The sequence below is a fragment of the Salmonella sp. NW177 genome, from assembly GCF_051811585.1.
Taxonomy (GTDB): Bacteria; Pseudomonadota; Gammaproteobacteria; order Enterobacterales; family Enterobacteriaceae; genus Salmonella; species Salmonella enterica.
Map to the genome: position 1 here is coordinate 270,333 of NZ_JAMMZV010000005.1, position 21,045 is coordinate 291,377.

Here is a 21,045-nt window from a genome sequence, read left to right on the forward strand (position 1 = left end):
ATGCCAATTTACGATAAATCCCCCCGCCCGCAGGAGTTCGCTGCGGTCGATCTCGGCTCAAACAGCTTTCATATGGTCATTGCCCGCGTGGTTGACGGCGCAATGCAGATTATCGGGCGTTTAAAACAGCGCGTCCATCTGGCGGACGGGCTGGGCGCAGATAACAAACTCAGCGAAGAAGCCATGGAACGGGGGCTTAGCTGTCTGTCGCTGTTTGCTGAACGCTTACAAGGTTTCTCCCCTTCCAGCGTCTGTATCGTAGGCACCCATACGTTACGTCAGGCGCAAAATGCCGCTGATTTTCTCAAACGCGCGGAAAAGGTTATTCCCTACCCGATAGAGATTATTTCCGGTAACGAAGAAGCGCGCCTGATTTTTATGGGCGTAGAACATACGCAGCCGGAAAAAGGCCGCAAGCTGGTGATCGATATCGGCGGCGGGTCAACAGAGCTGGTCATTGGCGAAAACTTCGAACCCAGGCTGGTTGAAAGCCGTCGTATGGGCTGCGTGAGCTTCGCGCAGCTCTACTTTCCCGGCGGCGTTATCAATAAAGAAAACTTCCAGCGCGCCCGAATGGCGGCGGCGCAAAAACTGGAAACCTTAACCTGGCAGTATCGTATTCAGGGTTGGAACGTGGCGATGGGCGCTTCCGGTACGATTAAGGCCGCTCATGAAGTTCTCCTGGCGCTGGGTGAGAAAGATGGCTTCATTACGCCGGAGCGCCTCGATAAACTGAAGTCAGAAGTGTTGAAGCACCGCTCCTTTAATGCTCTCAGCCTGCCGGGTCTGTCTGAAGAACGAAAAGCGGTCTTTGTGCCGGGCCTGGCGATTCTGTGCGGCGTTTTTGATGCTCTGGCTATCCGCGAGCTTCGCCTTTCCGACGGCGCGTTGCGCGAAGGCGTGCTGTATGAAATGGAAGGCCGCTTCCGCCATCAGGATGTTCGCAGCCGTACCGCAAAAAGTCTGGCCAATCAATACAACATTGACAGAGAACAGGCCAGACGCGTGCTGGAAACCACCATGCAGATGTACGAACAGTGGCAGGCCCAGCAGCCAAAACTGGCGCATCCGCAGCTTGAAGCGTTGCTTCGCTGGGCGGCAATGCTGCATGAGGTTGGACTGAATATTAATCACAGCGGTTTACATCGCCATTCGGCTTATATTCTGCAACACAGCGATTTGCCCGGCTTTAATCAGGAGCAGCAAATGATGATGGCGACGCTGGTGCGTTACCATCGTAAAGCCATAAAACTGGATGATATGCCCCGCTTTACGCTGTTTAAGAAAAAACAGTATCTGCCGTTAATTCAGCTACTTCGGCTGGGCGTATTACTGAACAACCAGCGGCAGGCGACCACCACGCCGCCGACGCTGCGGCTAACGACCGATGACAGCCACTGGACGTTATGTTTTCCGCATGACTGGTTCAGCCAGAATGCGCTGGTACTGCTTGATCTGGAAAAAGAACAGCAGTACTGGGAAGCGGTAACTGGCTGGCGTCTCAATATTGAGGAAGAAAGCTCGCCGGAGATCGCCGCGTAAATTGTGAGCCAGACGCCGCGCCGCGGCGTCTGCCTTTACTGAATCTCAGATAATAGCTGCGGCTCGCCAATTAAATATCCCTGAAGATAGTCGATCCCCAACGAGAGCACGACGCTTCGTATTTCTTCGCTCTCGACATACTCCGCGACGACCTGCATATTTTTCATTCGCGCTAAATGACAAATAGAAGCCACAATCTGATAATCGAGACTGTTTGACACTATATTGCGAATAAAACTGCCGTCAATTTTAAGAATATCGGCGTCAACGTTTTTCAGCCGCGCATAGCTGGCGTAGCCAGTACCGAAATCATCAATCGCTATCTGACAGCCAAACTGCTGTAGCTGTCCCAGCGTCAACTGCGCCTGCTCAGCATTGGTGAGAGAGTTACTTTCCGTTACCTCAAAAACCAGTTGCCAGGGTTCAACTTGATATTGCGTAAGCAGCTGCTTAACTTCTGCAGGAAAACGAGCGCGGCATACTGATGTTGGCGACAGATTAATGGCAAAACGATGCGCGGGCATATATTCCCGGCTGGCCGCCATAAACCGCAGCGTGTTTTCAATCACCCAGAGATCGATAGCGGAAGACAAACCAAACTCATGCGCCACGGGTAAAAAATTGTCCGGGTTGATAACGTCGCCGTTGTCATCCCTGAGTCGCAGTAAAATTTCATGGTAAACGTCCCCACGAACGCCGAAAATAGGCTGCGCCATCAGGAAAAAATGATCGTGCTCCAACGCCTGTTGCAGCCGATTCATCATCGCAATTCTGCCCTTCAAATCGCGCTGCAGGTGCATTGCGCCGCGCCGCTGTAAATCCTCCGGCGCGTTAGTCGTCAACGAAAGATCGGAACTGGTGCTTAATTCGCCCAGCAGAAGATAAAGGTGGCTAACCGGAGAACGCACGCAGCAGTAGCTCACGCCGACAGGCGGCTGTAGCGGCAGTCCATCCCAGATAAACCGAAACTGCTTAATATGTTTATCCAGCGCTTCAATACGCTGCTGATGCGCCTCTGTATTAAGACGCAGCACCAGGTCGTGCCCTGACATCTGGTAGACGCACTCATTTGAGGCCAGCATCGGCGTAATCCAGTGAGAGAGCTTTTGCTTATACTGGATGCGTAGCATGACGCCATAATTTTTACCCAATAGCTCCAGGCCCGGCACGTGTAAAAAACAGATCGTAGACCAGGGCGCATTTTGGAGCGCGCGGTTTAACGCACGTAAATTGGGAAGATGTACAACCGGGTCAAGATAGGCCAGCCGCCGTGCGCGACCACTCACTACGCGCTGACGCGTGGCCAGTACAGACATATAATTAACAATAAAAGAAAAAACCAGATAGCTCGAAGAGGTAATCGCTAATTGCGTATCATAACCTGAATACCAGGGCATATAACGCTGATAATAATGAATCGACGTAATTAACACGACGGCCCAGATAATTGAAATAAACTTATAGCCATAGCGCATCGCGCCCCATAGCATGACCGGCAATAATAACGAAAGCGTATAGTTGGTACTAAATATTGAACTATTATCAGTCAATGGCATACACAGTATAAACATTAGTGTAGTCAATACGGCCAGCCAAATAACGATCTCTTTTTTAGTGGCCTTGCTATCAATCTGTAGCTTTAATTGCTGATAATACCCCCGCAGGTGCAGCGGATTGCGGAGAGTACGAATAATAAAATAGCACAATGGCACGCCGACAAGGTTACCGACCAGTAACGCCTGGTAATTAATCAGCGTGTTGATATTAAAGGGCATTACCCCCATCAGGCTGGCTTTGCTTTCGTACATGCCAACAAAAGCGGCAAACTGGTAGATGACCAGAAATAATGTTGCAGAACAAAATACCTGCCAGAATATTCGTTGAAACAACAGGTGGGCGTCGCCGTGGGAAACATTGTTTCGCCGGGGGGAAAAGACACGATAGCCGCCCCAGCTTAGCACGATAGTAATGATAAAGTGCATCGTCACAGAAAGGGTTTCATACAGCCCTGTCTGCGGGTATCTGCGCCAGAAGATAGCAAGCACAATGCCCGGCAGTGCTGCCCAGCCGAAAAAGAGCATCAGGCTAAGCATAAAAGCTAACGGCAGGTAAAAAAGAACCACATTTCCAGTGCTGGTAAGCGCATAAGTATTTGCGCTACTTAAAACAGGTAGTAAAATCGAAGGAAGGATGAGCGGTAGTCCCCACCATTTATCTCTGATATTTATATAAGTTTTATTTAGTTTCATAGATGCTCAGCAGAACCCCCCAATCCCAAAGGGGCGTTAACAGACAGGCATCCCACCTGACTTTAAATTGATGATGCGATATACATCACACGATAGTCATCGATTGTAATTATTAAACAAAAGTAACATTTGATTTAAGTCAATTATTACCTTTCTCCTGCAGCCTTTATTCGCCTTTTTATTCTTTGTTATCATTAATTTATTATTAATGTAAATACTAAAATTATCTTCCATAACAATATAAGATAAATCAACTGACGCAATTTTACATTAAGAGGAATTGACCATCGGTTCGCAGTATGCCTTAATGTAGAGTGAACGCAGGCTTGTTACGTTCTTCGCCTTGATAATACCCTTGAAGAACCCAGCCTGATCCCGCCCATACCGCTGGGCCAACGTTAAGGAACCCTTTGTGAGTCAGGCCAACAGTATGCGAAAACGACATCGATTTAACACTCGCATGACCCGTATCGTACTGCTTATCAGTTTTCTCTTCTTCTTTGGACGTTTCGTCTACTCTTCTATCGGCGCCTGGCAGCACCATCAGGATAAAAAAGAAGCGCAACAGTCATCGCTTTCTGTCACCACACCGGGACAACGTTAAGCTGTTATCCGTTAAAAAGCCCGCGCAAGAAAAAGAAGCTTTAGCGTTAACGCAAAAAGACAACCCACTCAATGGGTTCAGGCCATGATCAGACGCTTAAAGAGCAACCGCGGGATATCCTGCCTGGGTGATAAGATCACATGCGCGGTTACTAAGATTCCCTCGACCGAATACAAAACCCGATAGCCTTCAGCGTGCCCCTATCATGTACTGCAAAACAACCCCGATGATCTTTTTTTTCAAAGAGGTGAATCGCTTACTACCCCGTAATTATTAGTTAGAACAAAGAGATTAGGTGTTGTATAATTTTTGGTCATGGTTAGAAGGGGTGAGTAAATGGACACTACTGAAACATTGAATGGTACGTACTTCTACGGCGGGTTATCCAACCTGACACCACAACAACTATGGTGGGCTATCACCATCGCCGTTGTGAGCGATCATCTGGGGATCTCAGCGGTCGATGCTGCACTGGTTATCTCAGGGCAACCAGTTCTACCTACGAGGGGTAAACCTCGTGGGACAACTCCAGGAACATCAATTGCTTCTAAGTACATCAGTAATTGGTTGAACTATAAACTGCCACCTGGGATCAGATTACCAACGTTGACAGGCAAAACCATCAACTCATTACAGCTAAGCTCAACGAATAATTTAGGTCGTTTCGTTGGTCGTAATGTACCCTGGCTCGGTTGGGTTATGACATTCACTACGATTTATGATATCCAGCGTGATATTAAAGATACATTTAATCGTGTGGCGGTTCCTAAAGATCGCATTCAGTGGACGTACTTCTAATGAGAGATATTAAGAAAGAAATTATCGATTTTATCGATCAGGAATATAACACTAAAAAGTACTTTCTCTGTGGGCCAAAGCGAACCATCACGCTTGATATCAGTATTAAGGATGATCTAAAACTCGTTTTTGAAGATAGTGAAGAACTTCTACAAGAGTACTTCAAGCGTTGGAATGTAGATTCAGAAGGATTTGACATACTCAACTATCTGAATCCAGAGTACTTTGGAAGTAAAGAGCCTGATCCGCGTAAACCACTAACGGTTGGTATGCTCGTTGAAAGTGCTAAAGCTGGACGTTGGTTATATAGTTGAAGAATAAGTTACTATATTTTAAATACCCCTTATTTGGGCTGAGTCGCCACGGATAACCTGGACACTTCTGAGTCGTTGGTAGATCTTTTTCTTTATCCGTTCACGCTTCAGTAGCTGGAAAAAGCTTTCTGCAACCGCATTGTCATGACAGTTGCCACGACGGCTCATACTGCCCTCCAGTCCGTGCAATTTCAGCCATTCATAGCGGGTGTACTGACTATCCTGATGAGACTGAACCAGCACCTGTTTTTGGGGATGACGTCGCCACACGGCCATCAGAAGCGCATTCAGGACAATATCTTTTGTCATTCGTGGTTGCATTGACCAACCGATAACTTTGCGCGAGAACAAATTAACGACCACGGCAAGATACAGCCAACCTTCGTGGGTTAGTAATTACGTCAAATTTGCCGTCAGGAGCTGTGCGCTACACAGAAAATGCATCTATGCACATAAATAAAAACCCTCTGCAAAAACAGAGGGTTAAATTCACTTTTACCTGTTCATGAAAACACAGGAGGGGTTATCGGCTTATTCCCATTCAATTATAAATCACCAAATAATAATCATATAAATCAACATATTGCAAGGAGACTGACTTACTGAACCATGAAAAATACCATGTTCAAATCAGCGAAGTAGAGTGCGCCCTCTCTCGGCATCATGCAACCTCACATTACCTGCTAAGAAAGTGTCTATCTGCCGCAGCAGAATGGCCAGCTCGCCCGGGTTGCCGTCGCGGCGAACTTCAGCAAGCAGCTCCGCTGCATAGGTCGGATCGGCGCGGAAGTGTTCGGCCATCGCCGTGTCATGCGATCTATCTCTCACGTACTCTCCTCATCCCGTTTATTCTTCGGTCAAATGCTCCTATGGGCCAGTCAATGTTACCAGTTCACCACATCTCCTACACCATAACTTTCGAGGTCAAATCTGCTTACTTAGACTTAGCGATTGAAAACGGAAAGCCTTGGCCTTTGTCATCAGCAGCAGAGCATGCGATAACATACTATCCAACACAATGATGCAGACAAATCATGCGGAACATACTTAATCGAGTTATGAGAAGAAAATCCTCCGACGAAGAGAGTGCTGTGAAAACATATTCAAGCCCAAACACGCCCCTAGCAAATTATCTAGCATACTATAGCAATCTCAAGTCTCCGGGTTACGCCGTTCTAATAACGGGACCATGGGGTGTTGGCAAAACTTATCAAGTAAAGCAATTAATACCAGATTCTGAGAGTTACTTTGTTAGCCTGTACGGCATTGATACTGTTGATGGCATTCACGATGCGGTGCTTGCATCATGCTTACCGAGCCTCAATGCCAGCGAATATGTATCAACAATCGGAGAGGTAGGAAAGGCAATGGGCGATAAGTACGCTCTTGCCGGCTTCGCGAACAGTGTATGGAATGTTTTTCTAAGACAACGGTTAAAACCAGATCGGACGATTATTTTTGATGATTTAGAACGCAGCTCTTTATGGGCAAATCAAAAGAGTGAATTACTGGGTGCAATTAATCACTATGTTGAACATCGCGGCTTCCGCGTTATAGTTATTTGTCACGATGAGCGCATAGCTGATCAACTAGCCGAGCTTAAGGAAAAAACATTTGGCCATACTGTTATGGTCGAACCACAAATTCATGCGGCTTTTGAAGCGTTTCTAACTGATATTCAAGATAAAGTTGCACAAGATTTTGTCACCAAAAGAAAATCAATTATTGAAGAAGTTTGGTCGCAATCCGAGCAGTCTTCTTTGAGAATACTGAAACACGTTATCAACGATGTTGCTAGACTTCGTTTAATAATGAAAGACAGGCATCTAGAAAATAAAGACGCTATAGAGCACATTATAAAATTTTTCTGCGCCTTGGATATAGAGGTGCGTGCGGGAAATTTAACACGAGATCTACTCCTTAACCGGATGAAACTACATATCGAGGAGAGGATGGATCGCAACAATCAAGACAATATTCGGCCATTAAGTAAAATAATTTCAAAATATTCATCATCTGATATTACAGGATCAATTCTCAGCGATGAAATTTTAGAGTCAACCCTCATAGAGGGTAGATTTGATTCTGAAATGCTTGCAGCATGGCTCGATCAAACACCTTATTTTATCCAAGCCTCAGATACCCCTCCGTGGCTCATAGTAATGAAATTCGATGAGCTCGATGATGAAATTATTAAAGAAGGCATATCTCGGATGCAAAAGCAGTTCGATGAGCGTGCCGTAACTGAAATCGGAGAGTTTCTTCACATCGCGGCACTTCGGCTAATGATGGTTGAACAGGGCGTTATTGCCCACTCTATGGAAGAAGAAACATCACTCTGCACCGCGTATATTGACGACCTTTTAGCAACCAAAAGAATGCCTCCAAAACCTTTGGAATACTCATTTGAGAGGCTATTTGAGGCTTATGGTGGTTATGGTTATTGGGTTTCAGAGGTTGCGAGACCACATTTCAGGGCCATTTGTGAGCACGTGGACCAAGCGCGGCAACAAGCGCTAGAGGCCACTTATCCAAGTCATGCCGCAGAAATTTTGCGTCAACTCAAAGAAGATCAAGCGTCTATCTTTAAGACAATTTCACCAACAAACTCTGGAAGCAACACTCTCGCGCATGTTCCTATCCTCAATCATATACCTGTGAATTCTTTCTTGGACGCTTGGCTTAGCGGTCCGCGCAGTGGATGGCGACAAACAACTATGGCACTCGACAATCGATATGAACATGGTCAACTCGATCGGAACTTGAGTACCGAAAGACCTTGGTTAATTGACCTAGAGCGGGAAATGAATGCGCGAATAGATAAGGAGACTGGTCTCGACGCATTTCGATTGAAGCGAATAAAACCAAAAATATTTAGTGAGTTACAAGAAATAGAGGCACCAGATCAAAGATAGGGAAATATGGATTGCGCAATCCAAAAGCATCGTATGGTGGCAGGTGATCCCACCTCCACCATAGTTCTTGGACCTAAAAACCAAGAGCGCTAGATCAAATTTCCACCCCTGCACTCTGACCATCTTTGCTGCCGCGACGGCGAGAAGTTTTCCTTGAGTCAGCCTTACCTGAATTCTCCATTTCCTTATGCTCGACCGTCTCGCGGCGCACCTGCTCCATCGCCGGATCGGTGAACGTGACCTTGAGGCTGTGCATACCGGCGAGTTGGGCGACTTCAAGCCGGAACTCGTCTGTGCCTTCCACGATGAGGGCTTGGCCCTCGAACCGCTTGGACGCCAGTTCGAGCGCAACCAGTGCCGCGCCGGTCGTGGCTTTCTGCGCCTGCACGTGCGTCTTCCGGTCGATCACCATGCCGCCGTCGATGGTGCTGTACGCCACCGTCCCGTCTTTCCGGGCCTTGGGCTTGAGCTTGTCGAGAACGATAGCTTTGGCCTTGTCGGCCCGGTCGGCAGTCAGTAGCTCCCCGTTCCAGCGGCGTGTCCGTTCCTCGCGGTCGCGCAGCAAGGCCAGCGCCTCGGAGTTGCCGCGTTCCGCCTGCTGCGTTAGCCAGTCGGCCCAAGTGGGCATCGTCGTCTGTTTGAACAGTGCCTGACGGCGAGCGTCTGCGCTCTGCCGGTTCTTCTGGCGCGAGGCGTCGGCCTGCTGTTTGATAGTGCCGTACATCAGACGTTTGGTGGGCCCCTTGCCCGCGACCTTCAAAAGCATTCGCTCTGTCTGGCTCCACTGCCTCACTTGCGCATTGAAAGCCGCACTCTCGCGCTTGATCTGGTCGAGGCCCTGACGGCGGGCCAGAATGGCCGCCTGTCGCTCGCGCTGGTAGTGGTTGAACAGGCCCGCTGTCGTTGGGTTGTCCGGCCGCCGGGGTCGTGGCTTGTACCGCTTGCGGTTCGCCTTTGCCTCGGCCTGCCGTTCGGAAGGCTGGAACGGGCCAAGAAGGTCGGTCAGGGCCTTCATGGAAAGGTCGCGGCCGACGTTGCTGGCCTTCGCCCAAATGCCTAAATCCGGCTCGCCGATGACAAGGCCAGCGCCGCGCTGGCGAACCTCTAGGCCGTGCTCGGCCGCTGCGTCGTGCAGCTCCTGCCAGCTCGTCGCCTGCCGCATCGCCGGGGCCAGCTCGCGAGCCGCGTACCCGGTCAGTGTCTCGATGCCGGAGTGCGCCTCCACGCTGGCCACCTTCGCGCCGATGCGGACTGCCTCTGCTTTATCTGCTGACTGCTTCTGTAGACGGGTATCGGACAGCTTGCGCAACCCGTTCAGGGTTTTGGCTTCGGGAGGCTCCGATATGCTGAGGTCGCAAGCGTTTCTAAGGTGTTTACGGAATAGGCTATCGCGCTGCTCTGGGGCTTTCGCTGGCAACAGCTCAATGTCGCGGTTCTGATGCCGCTGCTTTGCCTCCAGACCATGAAACGTTCTTTGCAAGCCATGCTCTACCTCAAGACGCTCACAGGCCTCCATCAGGCGGAACTGATCGTAATAGGGTTCGATGTTCTGTAAACCGGTCGGGTGAACCTTGTTGATGGCTACATGCACATGCAGGTTATCGGTGTCGATGTGAACCGCTGATACACGCTGGTGCTCATCGAGGCCGATGGCAGCGCATAGTTCGTCTTCGATGGCGTGCAGCGTCTCAAGGTCTGGCTGCTCGCCGGGCGGGAAGGAATAGACAAAGTGGTAGGTCTTTTCTGCCTTCGACCTAGTGTTCGCCGCTTGCGTGGCTTGGATTAAGATTGCGGCATCTGCCGGATCATCCGTGCCGCAGTTGGTAACGCGGTAGCTGGCGACCTTCTCGCCCTCGGTCGTGCCATTGGCGGAATCCAGAATGTAATCGGCCGTGCGCTCCCAGCTCGTCGGGTCAATGCCGCCCTTGGCCGCCACCATATACTTGATTAACCGGGCTGGGCTTGAGGCCTTGCGTTCACGGTTGATGCGATGTGCGATCATTTGGAAATCCTCCCCATGAGCGCCCGCATGTCCTCTTGGATTGCGCGGAAATCCATCATCATCGCTTCTACGTCAATCGGTCGCGCGCCCTGACCGCGTTTCTCAGCGAGCCACAATTTCAGCAATCCGGCCACCCGGCCTAGGTCGCCATTCACCTTTGCCAACTGGCGAACAGCTTCCAAATCGGCCCGTGAACCTATAGGCAGATTCAGCCCAACAGCGCGAAGGAAAGCGGCATTCGACAATCCCGCCTGATCGGCCCTTTCGGCTAACTCTTTTTTCTCATCAATGCTGACCCAAACCTCAATTCGCTCCCGCCGTGGACGTGTCCCACGCGAATGCGGCTTGATAGCCTCAATCGCATTTTCACCGGCCATAAGCCTTTCCTCTTTGGTGTAAATGTCGCGGAGCGACTGACAGCCTCGCAGAGCAAGATGCCGTCGAACCGCAGGTGAGTAAGGGGCGGTGTTGGACTGGTGCGGGCTTGCCCGTACCGGTACAACACACATCTTGCCGTACTGCTCAGTGCAATTTTAGGCAATTTAACGCTAATGGCCAGCTTCGCTAACATCAGTTGCGTTCATTTTCCTATAATTGCGCTAGTTTTCCTTAAATCGCGCAGCGTCGCGTTATTACGAGCGCAGAATTGCGTAAAATTGCGCTAATTTTCTTTGCTTGGATATACTGGTTTGGACCGAACGTCGAGAACGGAGAAAGGCACATGACCGACCATCAAAATGCAAATACTGAACGTCGCCCTCAACGCCGTGGCCGCGCATCGTTCGTGGCGGTACTGGATGAGGTGCGGAAGGAGCACGAACGCGGGGTACCGCTGGTATGGATTTATGAGGCATTCGCGGACCAGCTCGAAATGGGATACACCCAGTTCACCAAATACGTCACACGATACATCAAGCAAGGTCAGCCAATCCTCGCTCCCTACAAGCACGACGGGAAGCGATGATCCTGTTATGGCCAAACATGCCGACGGCCGTTAGAATGCAATTACATTCAACGGCGTAAAGCCAAAATGGCACCAAAGAGGAGTGGATAAATTGGCCAGAAAGACACTTTCAGAGCGGCGAGCTGATGCGCTTTCGGAGCTTGAAACGGCAAAAGCAAGGCTGGCAAAACTTGACAATGAGGCAGCCGAAAGAATCGGAAGAATTGCAATAAAATCAGGATTGGTTAATCTTGAACTGACGGACGATCAAGTCCGGGAAGAATTCGACAGAATCGTGGAAAGGATCAGCAAGGGGAATTGATCATGAAGACAGCTCACCGCATCAGCGCATTGGCCAATCAACTCAACGAACTGCAAGCCTGCCTCGGTCGAGCCAGTGGGCGGCCTAGCAAGAGCGTTATGGAAGCCCAGCGCATTGCGGCCGAGCTGGCTTCTTTACTCGAAGAGTGGCACCTTGAAACGTTGCACATCCCTGAAACAGAGCGTGACCTCTATCGCGTACAGAATCCCTATTACGCGGCCCACTGACGCCACGCACCGGCTTATCAAAAGCTCACTTCGGTGGGCTTTTTTTGTCCGCAAAACGTATCAAAACGGACAGCCAAGCCCGTTCCGCTCGTCATGAAAAACGCGATCAAAATCATAGTGTTGAGAAACAATCTCGTGAAGATTGACGGACAGTTTACGGACATAAATCATTGAATTCTATGCGGATACAAGATTATCCGCATATTTAAAACCGCTCCATATCGGTCAATAATTAAACCTCGGACGATGACAAAATGAGGTATTCGGTATGGAAATGGAATCGCAAAAAACGTCGGCTTATGCCGCCCGAAAATTCGGTCGAGGCGCGGCGCTCGCTCTAGCAATGGCAAGCGCAGGCCTTGGTGTAAGTCTCTACATGGCACCGGCTCCGGCCTATGCCATCTACTGCTCGAACTGCTCGACGTTCTATCAGCAGATGTACGAGTACGCCGAAGCGGTGAATACGCAACTGAACACCGCGCAGCAGTTGCAGACGCAGATCCAGCAGTACGACAACATGATTAAGCAGGGCATGTCGCTGCCCAGCCGCATGTTCAACACCATCACTGGCGACCTCCAGCGCGTGGCCAGCGTCTACAACTCGGCGCAGTCACTCGGCCGCAACATCAGCAATCTGGACGAACAGTTTCGCCAGCAATTCAAGGGCTATGACAGCTATCTGAACTCGATTGGCCAAGGGCAAAACAACATGCCGCAGCGCTATCGGGACTGGGCACAATCCGGCTTCGATAACGCCCGCACGGCCATGCAGGCCGCTGGCGTAAATACCAGCACATTCGAGGATGAGAACGCGATGCTGGATCAGTTGGTGAGCCGTTCGCAGTCGGCCGTTGGCCGTCAGCAGGCCATTCAAGCCGGGAACGAGATTGCGGCGCAGAACGTGCAGCAGCTCCAGAAGCTGCGCGATCTGGTAGCCACACAAATCACCCTGCAAGGCAACTACATGGCGCAGCAAAACGAACGACAGTCCGTTAGCGATGCCTCCGAACAGCAATTCCGCAGCCGTGAAAATACACGCGGCCCGTCTGAGGGGTTCTAAACATGATGATTTCTAAGGCGCTGATTGCCGCCCTCTGCCTCGTCTCGGCCCTTGGTGGGTCGGCACTGACGGCCGTAGTTGTCACGAACACCGCCGCGCCGGAATGCGCAGCGGTCGGCAATGGCCATCAGGATGACCAATTCCGCAGCCGCCCAAACACTCGCGGCCCGTCTGAGGGGTTCTGACTATGCGACGTTCAACCGTTTTCGCGCTTGTCGGCGCGGTGCTCTTGCTATCTGCAACTAGTGCGATGGCTGCCGGGGTCGATTTGGCGCAGAGCAACACGTCTATGAACAGCCTTCTGCGGCTGATTCAGAACGCTTCAAACCAATGGGCACCGCGCCTGCATGATTACGCCTTGTGGCTCTTGGGATGCCTTGCCGTCATCCAGCTAGTTTGGACTTTTGCTCCTTTGGTCATGCGCGGAGCTGAACTGGGCGACATCCTCCATGAGCTGGTGAAATTCATCCTCGTGATAGGGTTCTTCTATGCGATGCTCGATCACGCGACCGAGTGGGGCGGGGCCATCGTCAACAGCTTCCGGCAGGCCGGGGCGCACGCGGCAGGGTTGGGTAGTGCGGAGCTGATGCCGGGGGATATGTTCTCAACTGCTGTGGACTTTTCACGGCAGGTGCTGACGGCCGGTGTTTCGATGTTCAGCCCAATCACATCGGTTGTAGTGGCCGTATCTGCATTGATCGTCCTGATGTGTTTTACGTTCATAGCGGCTCTGGTGTTCGTGACGCTGGTAGAGGCCTACGTCATCATCAATGCCGCCGTCCTGTTTATGGGTTTCGGTGGCTCTCAATGGACACGCGAATATGCACTGGCTCCCATTCGCTATGCCGTTGCAGTAGGTGCCAAGCTGTTTGTCCTGACTCTGATTGTGGGTCTGATCATGCAGGTTTCCGCAGAATGGTCGGCAGCCTACACCAACGACGAAGCGTCGTTGATGACCTTGGTCGGCCTGTCTTTGGTGTGCGCCTACCTGACCAAAACCATCCCTGAACTGATCGGCGGCATGATTAGCGGCACGTCGATGGGCGGCGGCTCTGCAATTGGGGGCATGGCCGCAGCCGGTGCAGCCGGTGCGGCGGCCGCAATCGCTACTGTTGCAACAGCAGGGGCAGCAGCCCCGGCCGCAGGAGCACTAGGGGCCGCAGGAACTGGCGGAGGCGCTGCCAGTGCCGCGGGTGGTGGACTGGCCTCCGCACTGAACGCCAGCATGGCAGGCGGCAGTACCGCAGGGGGCATCGGTGGTGCTACGGGCGTCGGCAGCGCTGGAATTGGCGCAAGCACAGGAGGGGGCAGCGGTGCGGCCGCAAAGGCCGCAGGTTCTCGCGTCGGGGGTGGTGCCGCGTCAGGATCGGCGAATCCAATGTCGGCGGCCGCTTCGCCAGCTAGCCAAGAAGCAGGCAGCGGCTTGAAGCAAGCCGCCAAACAGGCCGGAAGAGCTGCCAATGACGGTGACGACGATACGGATCAGCAGGCCGTCGCTCAGCAACGGCAGATGACACCAAAAGGAGGGACCGGCGGCAACGGCAAGGCTGTTGCGCAGGTCGCCGAGGTGGCCACACGGGCGCTTGGCGTGCTGGGCGCGATCAGCGTACCCGGTATGGAAAGCTCCCACGGGCTTTCGCTCGGGGGCACCGGGTCTCCCCCTCCAGTCCCCGGCGACGACAGTCCAACGCCTGACGACGGCGCAGAGCCGACTACACAAGCGGAATCCAACATTATTCGTCCGATATCGGACACAGCTAGGACCGGAGATGTCGGCGCGCTCAAAGTGCCCGGCATGGATTCTGGCGTTAACTCTCAATCGGAGGCGTAATCATGATGAACGATGTATTTTTTGGCCTGATGATGCTCGGCGGCTTTTTTGTTCTCGGTATTGGTATGTGGGCGCTTGGCCAATGGCTCCGACGCAAAGGCTTTGGCCCGCAGCTCGATGCACTGGATAAGCAGTACACGGCACTACAGCATCGGGTGAACCGATTGGCTCTGCCTGCCGCTGCGCAATTCTACGGCGGCATGGGTATGCTTAATCGCATGCCACTTTTCGGCAGCAAGAATCAGGTGGTACTGGTAGAGCGTGTGAGAATGGCCATCCTTCAGATGGAAGAGGAAGAACGGCAGCGAGGCAGGGTCATCAATCGCTGACGAGCACAGCCAGTTCCATCACCCACAACCCCGCCTGAGTGCGGGGTTTTGTTTTCCTGCCGCAGCATCTCCGTCTATTACACACCGCAAAAACGGCCTGTATCGCTCTGTGAGAAGTTTTCATACATGACAGACAAACACCCATACCGACACTGAAAAAACGCCACCACGGCCCATACGGGAGGGATTTTGGACGCTTTCGCAGGCCGTTAGAGGCCTTGTGCCTGTTTTGGCCCTGCCCTTCCCTTTTTGGTGCCTGATGTCTTTTTGCCGGTTTCAACGGCTCGACCAGGTGCTGCGACCGGTGGGTAATCCACGGAACTAACCGCGTCGACGACGGCAGGCCCGCCCTACCTTTTTTGGTGCCCAACGGCCGTAGGCCGACCAAGAGCAGCAAGCGATGAGCTGCGCCATCAAGGCGCGGCGCTTAGCGCGCATGCTGGAGATTCTTAGAGAATCTTGGGTGGAATTTGCGAACGGCCCGCAAAGGCCCACCGTTGCTGGGTTTTCAGAAACTGGCCGGGTGCCGTTAAACAGGGGGTTGGGTACTGTTAAACAGGGGGTGGGGTGCCGTTAAACAGGGGGGAGCAGCGTTACAGTCGGATGCCTTGGGTCGCCCGATTTCCCATTTGCCCTTAGCATACTCGTCCAGCCTCCAACCCACGGCAGCAAGCTCGGCCAGCGCCTTGCGTGCCGTCTGGCGGCGCTTTTTGATGGTATTCGGGTTCGTCGGTTCATCCGGCCAAACATAGCCGCATAGCGTGTCCAGCTCTACCCGCCCCGACTTACCGAGGTCGATCCAGCCGCATAGTCGTTGATGAATCAGGCGGGCGGGGTCGGTCTGTAGCTTCCTAACTTCGGCCATGTCTATGCGGATGTGCTGCCCGCCCATGATTGCGCGAGCAATAAGAGGGTTCAATGCCACATACAGCTTGCCGTCCTGCTCATCACTTGCGTACTCGGACAGCAATCGGAAGCCCTGCCGCTTCCTTCCATTTTGCGCAATGATAGAGACTTTCCAGAGCCTCTCAATGCAATCGCGTACTGGCCTAGTATTGTCGATATCCGCATAGCCAACCTCACGGGCCAGCGACCGATAGCTACCCTTGACCACCATCGCATCCTGCTGGACGGCTTCCCACTTGGGTTCGAGAAATAGCCGCAGCTGCCGACCGGCTTCTGTCTGAGGATCGGGAGAAAGCACAAGGCCAGAAGGTCCAGCCATTGCTACCAGTCCTTGCAGAATGCGGAGATCGTCGGCCCCCAGCGGTTCCGGCCCACTGAACTCGATACGCTTGCCGTTGCCGTAGTCATATACAACGTCCAGCTTGCTACGCTTGCGTTCGCCACGTTTGAGGCTACGGAACAGGCCGGGTGCCAGACAATGCACCGGGTCGTGCCGGGCGTGAGTCAAGTCATGCTTGCTCACGTTGACGCCCCTTTCCGCTGTCCTGCTTGGCGTCCAACAACTCCACCGGCAGCAACACGCCGCCGTCATGGCGCTGATACCAACGATCAGCGTCAATCTCGGCGTAGTTCTGTTTGCTAACGCCGAAACGAACAAAGAACTTCCGGCGGTTTTCCCCGATAGGCTGTCGGTCATATATGCGATCACTGAGGCGTTCGGCCTCAGCCTCGGTCATTCTGGCGACATAGCCACACCAGCGGGCATTGTCGATTAGAGCGGATGCGCCTCGTGCCGCCTGCTGTTGATCCGTCTGCCCCTCGCGGGCACTGCCCTTGCTGACATGATGCAGATACAGAACTGACGCCCCGGTGCTGGCCGCAATATGCTCCAGCGTGGCGACAAGCCTTGCCATGTCGCCATTGCTGTTCTCGTCCCTGTCATGAATGCGGCTCAGGGTATCCAGTACGATCAACCGGGCATCGGCGCAAAATTCAATGACGCGGGCAAGGTGCCGCTCATCCATCACGTTCAAGCGCTTACCCATGATCGGCTCAAGGGTGAGGTTCTGCGCGATGGCGTCGCGTGACTGCTGGTTCAGGTGCTGGCCAATGGAATGAATACGGCGCACCAGTGCGACTGCCGGGTCTTCTCCGGCGCAATAGACCACGCGGCCAGTACTGGCCGGGGAAAGCCCTAAAAGATCACCACCCGCGACGCTGCACGCGATGGTCATTGCGGCTTCCAGCGCCCAGAAGCTCTTACCTGTGGCTCCGGGAGCCACCAACGCGCCTACTGTCCCTGCGAGGAAGCCCGGCCAAATAAAGTCTAGTGTGGGCGGTTCGTTCTCGAACGCTGCCCGTAAGTCAATCGCCACAATTCAGGCCCCCATTCCGGGACGAGGGGCAGGGCTGGAATGTTTGCACGCATCAATCCATGCCTCGACCTCCGCCAAATCCCACACGACCTTGCGGCTACTGAGCGCAATGCGCTGAGGAAATTTCCCCTGCTTTTCAAAGTTGTAGATCGTGCGCTCGCACAGCGGAATCATCTCCAGCAGTTGCTTTTTGCTAATGAGAACTTTACTTGCTCTCCTTAATTCTTTTTCCACACCAAATACCTCGTTTTGTCATCATCCGAGGTTTAATTATTGCTACATAATTCCGGAAAATTCCAGCACCTACTCCCATATTATTTCAATTAAATCAATCACTTAGTGTCCGTAAATTCAACGTTTGACGGACAATATTGATAACGCAAACCGCTGTTTTAATTAGTTTTGCAATAGGCACTTAAAGCCAATTTATCGCGTCCGGTAATTAATACGTTTTACGGACAAAAAAATGCCCACCGAAGTGGGCATTTCGCGACAAAATGCAGGTCTCAAGGCTCCGAATCAGTCCTTGAGGCGGGGCTTCCTGATTGTCCACTCATCGATCATGTCCGCCCAATCCTGAAGCATTGCCCGGCGCTGATCGCGGTACTCGGCCTTGTTGTAGACGGCTCGAACGCCCTTCTGTTCGTGCGCAAGGCACTTCTCGATCCAGTCAGTGTTATAGCCCGCCTCATGCAGCAGCGTGCTGGCGGTGCGCCGCAAGTCGTGCGGTCCGAACTTGCCAAGCGACTGCCCTTCCTTCTGTGCCAGACGATAGGTCAGCGTGAGCACCTGATTGAGCGTGGCGCTGCTCATCGGCGAGTCCGAGTCATAGCGCGATGGCAGCACGTACTCCGAGCCGCCTGCGAAGGTTTTCAGAGCTATGAAAATGTCGAGCGCCTGCCTAGACAGGAACACCAAATGGGGATTGCGGCGCTTCATCCGCTCCTTGGGGATTGTCCAGAGCGCTTCGGTGAAATTGATTTCGCTCCACGTTGCGTTGGTCAGTTCGCTTTTGCGTACCATCGTCAGCAACAGCAACTTGGCGGCCGCGCGGATCGAAGGTGTGGTGCCAATGCGCTCCATGTACTGGTACATCAAGCTGATTTCATCGGGCGTCAGCGCTCGATCTCGCGGCTCAAACTTTGCAATAGTCGACGGGCGCACCAAATCGGCCGGGTTCTCAACCTTCTGGCCGCGTTCTATAGCCCAACGGAAGACCTGCATCACAATTTCGCGGCAAAGCACGGCCGTTGCCGGTGCCCCGCGCTCCACGATCGCATCAGTCAGCGCCCGTAAGTCCTCATGGGTGATTTCTGTCAGCTTCTGGTTACCGAACTTCGGCTTAAGCTCGCGCTCGAAGGTAGCTCGACGCATATCGCGGGTAACGTCAGCCATTTGATAGCCGCGCAGCCACTTTTCGCCCCAAGCACCAAAGTTTTCAGCGTCCTTAACGCGGGCTTTGTCCCGCGCCTTCTCTTTGGCTGGAGATTTCCCTGCGGCGATCATCTTCTTGGCTTCGCCCAGCCGTTCGCGGGCTTCCGCTAGCGTGATCCCTCCGACACCGTAGCGGCCGAAGGTGATTGTCTCCTGCCTGCCGTGGATCGAGTAGTTGTAGCGGAATGAAATCGAACCCGCTGGCGTGATGGCCACGTAGAGGCCGTCACGGTCATTCACTTTGTAGAGCTTGTCCTTTGGCTTGAGGTTGCGCAGCTTGGTATCAGTCAGCATGGTCTGGTTGGGTTTCCTCTCAAAAATACCATGCTCAAAAATCCTCGCGCCGCCCATAAAAAATCATTACAGAACAATGCGTTATATGAACCCAATACCATGACCACCCCATTATGAGCGACATGGTATCGAGTGCTGAACATGGCATCAGGTTCAAATCGTACCATCTACCATGCCATAGAAACCGGGTGCTTGGCGATGCGAAAATTTGCCAGACTGTGCCAAGCCAATAATGAAAAAAGCCCGCAGTTACGCGGACTTATAGGTCTTTTAGTGCTCTTTGATGCCAGTCTATGCCGGACGCTGGATCACTCCCACTCAATGGTAGCCGGTGGTTTACCGCTGATGTCATACACCACACGGGAAATCCCGTTGACTTCATTGATGATGCGGTTGGAAACACGCCCCAGGAAGTCATACGGCAGGTGCGCCCAGTGCGCGGTCATAAAGTCGATGGTTTCGACGGCACGCAGAGAGACAACCCAGTCATACTTACGACCATCGCCCATGACGCCTACGGAACGGACCGGCAGGAACACGGTAAACGCCTGACTGACTTTGTCGTATAGATCCGCTTTGCGCAGCTCTTCAATGAAGATAGCGTCCGCGCGACGCAGCAGGTCGCAGTACTCTTTCTTCACTTCGCCCAGTACGCGCACGCCGAGGCCCGGCCCCGGGAACGGATGGCGATACAGCATGTCGTACGGCAGGCCCAGCTCCAGACCAATCTTACGCACTTCGTCTTTGAACAGCTCTTTCAGCGGTTCAACCAGCCCCATCTTCATCTCTTTCGGCAGGCCGCCGACATTGTGGTGAGATTTGATGACGTGCGCTTTACCGGTTGCAGACGCCGCAGATTCGATAACGTCAGGGTAAATGGTGCCCTGCGCCAGCCACTTCACGTCTTCCAGTTTGAGCGCTTCTTCGTCGAACACTTCTACAAAAACACGGCCAATGATCTTACGCTTGGCTTCCGGATCGTTCTCGCCAGCCAGCGCGGACAGGAAGCGCTCTTCCGCCGGTACGTGAACGATATTCAGGCCAAAATGGTCGCCAAACATGTCCATCACCTGCTCGGCTTCGTTCAGGCGCAACAGGCCGTTATCGACGAAAACACAGGTCAGATTTTTACCGATCGCGCGGTGCAGCAGCATTGCGGTGACGGAAGAATCCACGCCACCAGAGAGGCCGAGGATCACTTTGTCGTCGCCCACCTGCTCGCGAATGCGCGCCACGGCGTCGTCGATAATTTTCGCCGGCGTCCACAGGGCTTCACACTGGCAGATATCACGCACAAAACGCTCCAGCATGCGCATACCCTGGCGGGTGTGAGTCACTTCCGGGTGGAACTGTACACCGTAGAAGCGTTTTTCTTCGTTGGCCATAATGGCGAACGGGCAGCTCTCGGTGCTGGCGACGGTCACGAAGTCGGACGGAATCGCCGTCACTTTATCGCCGTGGCTCATCCACACGTCCAGCAGCGGTTTGCCGTCTGCGGTCAGGGAATCTTCAATACCGCGAACCAGCGCGCTGTCGGTCAACACTTCGACCTGCGCGTAACCAAATTCACGCTCATTAGAACCTTCTACATGACCGCCAAGCTGCATCGCCATGGTCTGCATACCATAGCAAACGCCAAATACCGGCACGCCTGCTTCAAAGACATACTGCGGCGCGCGCGGGCTGTTTTCTTCGGTGGTGCTTTCCGGGCCGCCGGAAAGAATAATGCCGCTTGGGTTGAAGTCACGAATTTGTGCTTCTGTCACATCCCACGCCCACAGTTCGCAGTAAACACCCAGCTCACGCACGCGGCGCGCAACCAGTTGAGTGTACTGAGAACCGAAGTCCAGAATGAGGATGCGATGCTTATGAATGTTTTCCGTCATTGACGCTTATTCC

The 21,045-nt window shown here is 52.8% G+C and carries 21 protein-coding genes and 2 pseudogenes; 11 read left to right on the plus strand and 12 right to left on the minus strand.

All coding sequences use genetic code 11. From position 1 onward, the window contains the following. Positions 1 to 1,542, plus strand: a complete 1,542-nt coding sequence (gene ppx, locus NA986_RS16060) for an exopolyphosphatase (RefSeq protein ID WP_001123330.1) — start codon at positions 1 to 3, stop codon at positions 1,540 to 1,542. A 35-nt stretch (positions 1,543 to 1,577) separates the two neighbouring features. On the opposite strand, the gene NA986_RS16065 is transcribed toward ppx, so the two are convergent. Together NA986_RS16065 and NA986_RS16070 are read right to left on the minus strand one after the other, a co-directional pair. Beyond that, positions 1,578 to 3,791, minus strand: a complete 2,214-nt coding sequence (locus NA986_RS16065) for a bifunctional diguanylate cyclase/phosphodiesterase (RefSeq protein WP_000773647.1) — start codon at positions 3,789 to 3,791, stop codon at positions 1,578 to 1,580. Between the two features lie 96 nt (positions 3,792 to 3,887). Continuing rightward, complete coding sequence (locus tag NA986_RS16070) at positions 3,888 to 4,025, minus strand: hypothetical protein (protein ID WP_001540598.1); 138 nt, start codon at positions 4,023 to 4,025, stop codon at positions 3,888 to 3,890. A 178-nt stretch (positions 4,026 to 4,203) separates the two neighbouring features. Between NA986_RS16070 and NA986_RS16075 the strand changes: the two genes are divergently transcribed. Further along, positions 4,204 to 4,395: a YfgG family protein gene (locus tag NA986_RS16075; RefSeq protein WP_000075924.1), complete on the plus strand. Its 192-nt coding sequence runs from the start codon at positions 4,204 to 4,206 to the stop codon at positions 4,393 to 4,395. Between the two features lie 77 nt (positions 4,396 to 4,472). On the opposite strand, the pseudogene NA986_RS16080 reads toward NA986_RS16075, so the two are convergent. Next, positions 4,473 to 4,592: pseudogene (locus NA986_RS16080) on the minus strand (hypothetical protein); the annotation flags it as partial. Positions 4,593 to 4,731: 139 nt separating this feature from the next. Here NA986_RS16080 and NA986_RS16085 point away from each other — a divergent pair. Together NA986_RS16085 and NA986_RS16090 are read left to right on the plus strand one after the other, a co-directional pair. Beyond that, entirely contained in the window at positions 4,732 to 5,193 is a 462-nt protein-coding gene (locus NA986_RS16085; protein WP_000381628.1) for an STM2901 family protein, read from the plus strand. Continuing rightward, positions 5,178 to 5,507: a DUF1493 family protein gene (locus NA986_RS16090; protein WP_077957226.1), complete on the plus strand. Its 330-nt coding sequence runs from the start codon at positions 5,178 to 5,180 to the stop codon at positions 5,505 to 5,507. Before NA986_RS16085 ends, NA986_RS16090 begins: the two co-directional genes overlap by 16 nt. Positions 5,508 to 5,585: 78 nt before the next feature. On the opposite strand, the pseudogene NA986_RS16095 reads toward NA986_RS16090, so the two are convergent. Together NA986_RS16095 and NA986_RS16100 are read right to left on the minus strand one after the other, a co-directional pair. Further along, a pseudogene (locus tag NA986_RS16095) lies at positions 5,586 to 5,897 on the minus strand (DDE-type integrase/transposase/recombinase); the annotation flags it as partial. A 240-nt stretch (positions 5,898 to 6,137) separates the two neighbouring features. Beyond that, on the minus strand, positions 6,138 to 6,335 hold the full coding sequence (locus NA986_RS16100) for a hypothetical protein (protein WP_001205642.1): 198 nt from the start codon (positions 6,333 to 6,335) through the stop codon (positions 6,138 to 6,140). A 263-nt stretch (positions 6,336 to 6,598) separates the two neighbouring features. Between NA986_RS16100 and NA986_RS16105 the strand changes: the two genes are divergently transcribed. Further along, on the plus strand, positions 6,599 to 8,422 hold the full coding sequence (locus tag NA986_RS16105) for a P-loop NTPase fold protein (protein WP_186483359.1): 1,824 nt from the start codon (positions 6,599 to 6,601) through the stop codon (positions 8,420 to 8,422). A 94-nt stretch (positions 8,423 to 8,516) separates the two neighbouring features. On the opposite strand, the gene traI is transcribed toward NA986_RS16105, so the two are convergent. Further along, positions 8,517 to 10,424, minus strand: coding sequence for a TraI/MobA(P) family conjugative relaxase (gene traI, locus NA986_RS16110; RefSeq protein WP_001341050.1), 1,908 nt, complete (start codon positions 10,422 to 10,424; stop codon positions 8,517 to 8,519). Further along, positions 10,421 to 10,801 carry a plasmid mobilization protein gene (locus NA986_RS16115; RefSeq protein ID WP_000896705.1) on the minus strand — a complete coding sequence of 127 codons (381 nt, stop codon included), beginning with the start codon at positions 10,799 to 10,801 and terminating at the stop codon, positions 10,421 to 10,423. The genes traI and NA986_RS16115 overlap by 4 nt, the downstream gene beginning before the upstream one ends. A 344-nt stretch (positions 10,802 to 11,145) precedes the next feature. On the opposite strand from NA986_RS16115, the gene NA986_RS16120 reads away from it, so the two are divergent. The 6 genes from NA986_RS16120 (at position 11,146) to NA986_RS16145 (ending at position 15,136) form a co-directional block, all read left to right on the plus strand. After that, a complete protein-coding gene (locus NA986_RS16120; protein ID WP_000129517.1) occupies positions 11,146 to 11,388 on the plus strand; it encodes a TraK family protein in 243 nt (80 codons plus the stop codon). An 82-nt stretch (positions 11,389 to 11,470) separates the two neighbouring features. Then, positions 11,471 to 11,689 (plus strand): TraC family protein, encoded by a 219-nt coding sequence (locus NA986_RS16125; RefSeq protein WP_006641737.1) that lies wholly within the window; start codon positions 11,471 to 11,473, stop codon positions 11,687 to 11,689. 2 nt (positions 11,690 to 11,691) lie between these two features. Further along, positions 11,692 to 11,916 (plus strand): hypothetical protein, encoded by a 225-nt coding sequence (locus NA986_RS16130; RefSeq protein WP_000844753.1) that lies wholly within the window; start codon positions 11,692 to 11,694, stop codon positions 11,914 to 11,916. Positions 11,917 to 12,184: 268 nt separating this feature from the next. Next, positions 12,185 to 12,976 (plus strand): P-type conjugative transfer protein TrbJ, encoded by a 792-nt coding sequence (gene trbJ / locus NA986_RS16135; RefSeq protein ID WP_000425121.1) that lies wholly within the window; start codon positions 12,185 to 12,187, stop codon positions 12,974 to 12,976. 187 nt (positions 12,977 to 13,163) lie between these two features. Further along, positions 13,164 to 14,807: a P-type conjugative transfer protein TrbL gene (gene trbL, locus NA986_RS16140; protein WP_198910096.1), complete on the plus strand. Its 1,644-nt coding sequence runs from the start codon at positions 13,164 to 13,166 to the stop codon at positions 14,805 to 14,807. Positions 14,808 to 14,809: 2 nt separating this feature from the next. Beyond that, positions 14,810 to 15,136 carry a hypothetical protein gene (locus NA986_RS16145; RefSeq protein ID WP_000980775.1) on the plus strand — a complete coding sequence of 109 codons (327 nt, stop codon included), beginning with the start codon at positions 14,810 to 14,812 and terminating at the stop codon, positions 15,134 to 15,136. Positions 15,137 to 15,665: 529 nt separating this feature from the next. Here the strand turns inward: NA986_RS16145 and repC are convergent. The 5 genes from repC to guaA form a co-directional block, all read right to left on the minus strand. Then, positions 15,666 to 16,565: a replication protein C, IncQ-type gene (repC, locus tag NA986_RS16150; protein ID WP_000033721.1), complete on the minus strand. Its 900-nt coding sequence runs from the start codon at positions 16,563 to 16,565 to the stop codon at positions 15,666 to 15,668. After that, complete coding sequence (locus NA986_RS16155) at positions 16,552 to 17,418, minus strand: helicase RepA family protein (RefSeq protein WP_016241392.1); 867 nt, start codon at positions 17,416 to 17,418, stop codon at positions 16,552 to 16,554. The genes repC and NA986_RS16155 overlap by 14 nt, the downstream gene beginning before the upstream one ends. Positions 17,419 to 17,421: 3 nt before the next feature. Continuing rightward, positions 17,422 to 17,652, minus strand: coding sequence for a helix-turn-helix transcriptional regulator (locus tag NA986_RS16160; protein WP_000410046.1), 231 nt, complete (start codon positions 17,650 to 17,652; stop codon positions 17,422 to 17,424). A gap of 285 nt (positions 17,653 to 17,937) precedes the next feature. Next, positions 17,938 to 19,146 (minus strand): tyrosine-type recombinase/integrase, encoded by a 1,209-nt coding sequence (locus NA986_RS16165; protein ID WP_034065736.1) that lies wholly within the window; start codon positions 19,144 to 19,146, stop codon positions 17,938 to 17,940. Between the two features lie 308 nt (positions 19,147 to 19,454). Beyond that, positions 19,455 to 21,032, minus strand: coding sequence for a glutamine-hydrolyzing GMP synthase (guaA, locus tag NA986_RS16170; RefSeq protein ID WP_000138296.1), 1,578 nt, complete (start codon positions 21,030 to 21,032; stop codon positions 19,455 to 19,457). Between the last annotated feature and the right edge of the window lie 13 nt (positions 21,033 to 21,045).

Excerpts from the sequence above, each read along its gene's own strand:
- NA986_RS16145 (WP_000980775.1), top strand. The coding sequence starts at position 14,810 with ATGATGAACGATGTATTTTTTGGCCTGATGATGCTCGGCGGCTTTTTT.
- NA986_RS16130 (WP_000844753.1), top strand. The coding sequence starts at position 11,692 with ATGAAGACAGCTCACCGCATCAGCGCATTGGCCAATCAACTCAACGAA.
- NA986_RS16085 (WP_000381628.1), top strand. The coding sequence starts at position 4,732 with ATGGACACTACTGAAACATTGAATGGTACGTACTTCTACGGCGGGTTA.
- traI (WP_001341050.1), bottom strand. The coding sequence starts at position 10,424 with ATGATCGCACATCGCATCAACCGTGAACGCAAGGCCTCAAGCCCAGCC.
- NA986_RS16165 (WP_034065736.1), bottom strand. The coding sequence starts at position 19,146 with ATGCTGACTGATACCAAGCTGCGCAACCTCAAGCCAAAGGACAAGCTC.
- guaA (WP_000138296.1), bottom strand. The coding sequence starts at position 21,032 with ATGACGGAAAACATTCATAAGCATCGCATCCTCATTCTGGACTTCGGT.
- trbL (WP_198910096.1), top strand. The coding sequence starts at position 13,164 with ATGCGACGTTCAACCGTTTTCGCGCTTGTCGGCGCGGTGCTCTTGCTA.
- trbJ (WP_000425121.1), top strand. The coding sequence starts at position 12,185 with ATGGAAATGGAATCGCAAAAAACGTCGGCTTATGCCGCCCGAAAATTC.
- ppx (WP_001123330.1), top strand. The coding sequence starts at position 1 with ATGCCAATTTACGATAAATCCCCCCGCCCGCAGGAGTTCGCTGCGGTC.
- NA986_RS16120 (WP_000129517.1), top strand. The coding sequence starts at position 11,146 with ATGACCGACCATCAAAATGCAAATACTGAACGTCGCCCTCAACGCCGT.
- NA986_RS16065 (WP_000773647.1), bottom strand. The coding sequence starts at position 3,791 with ATGAAACTAAATAAAACTTATATAAATATCAGAGATAAATGGTGGGGA.
- NA986_RS16115 (WP_000896705.1), bottom strand. The coding sequence starts at position 10,801 with ATGGCCGGTGAAAATGCGATTGAGGCTATCAAGCCGCATTCGCGTGGG.
- NA986_RS16070 (WP_001540598.1), bottom strand. The coding sequence starts at position 4,025 with ATGGAAGATAATTTTAGTATTTACATTAATAATAAATTAATGATAACA.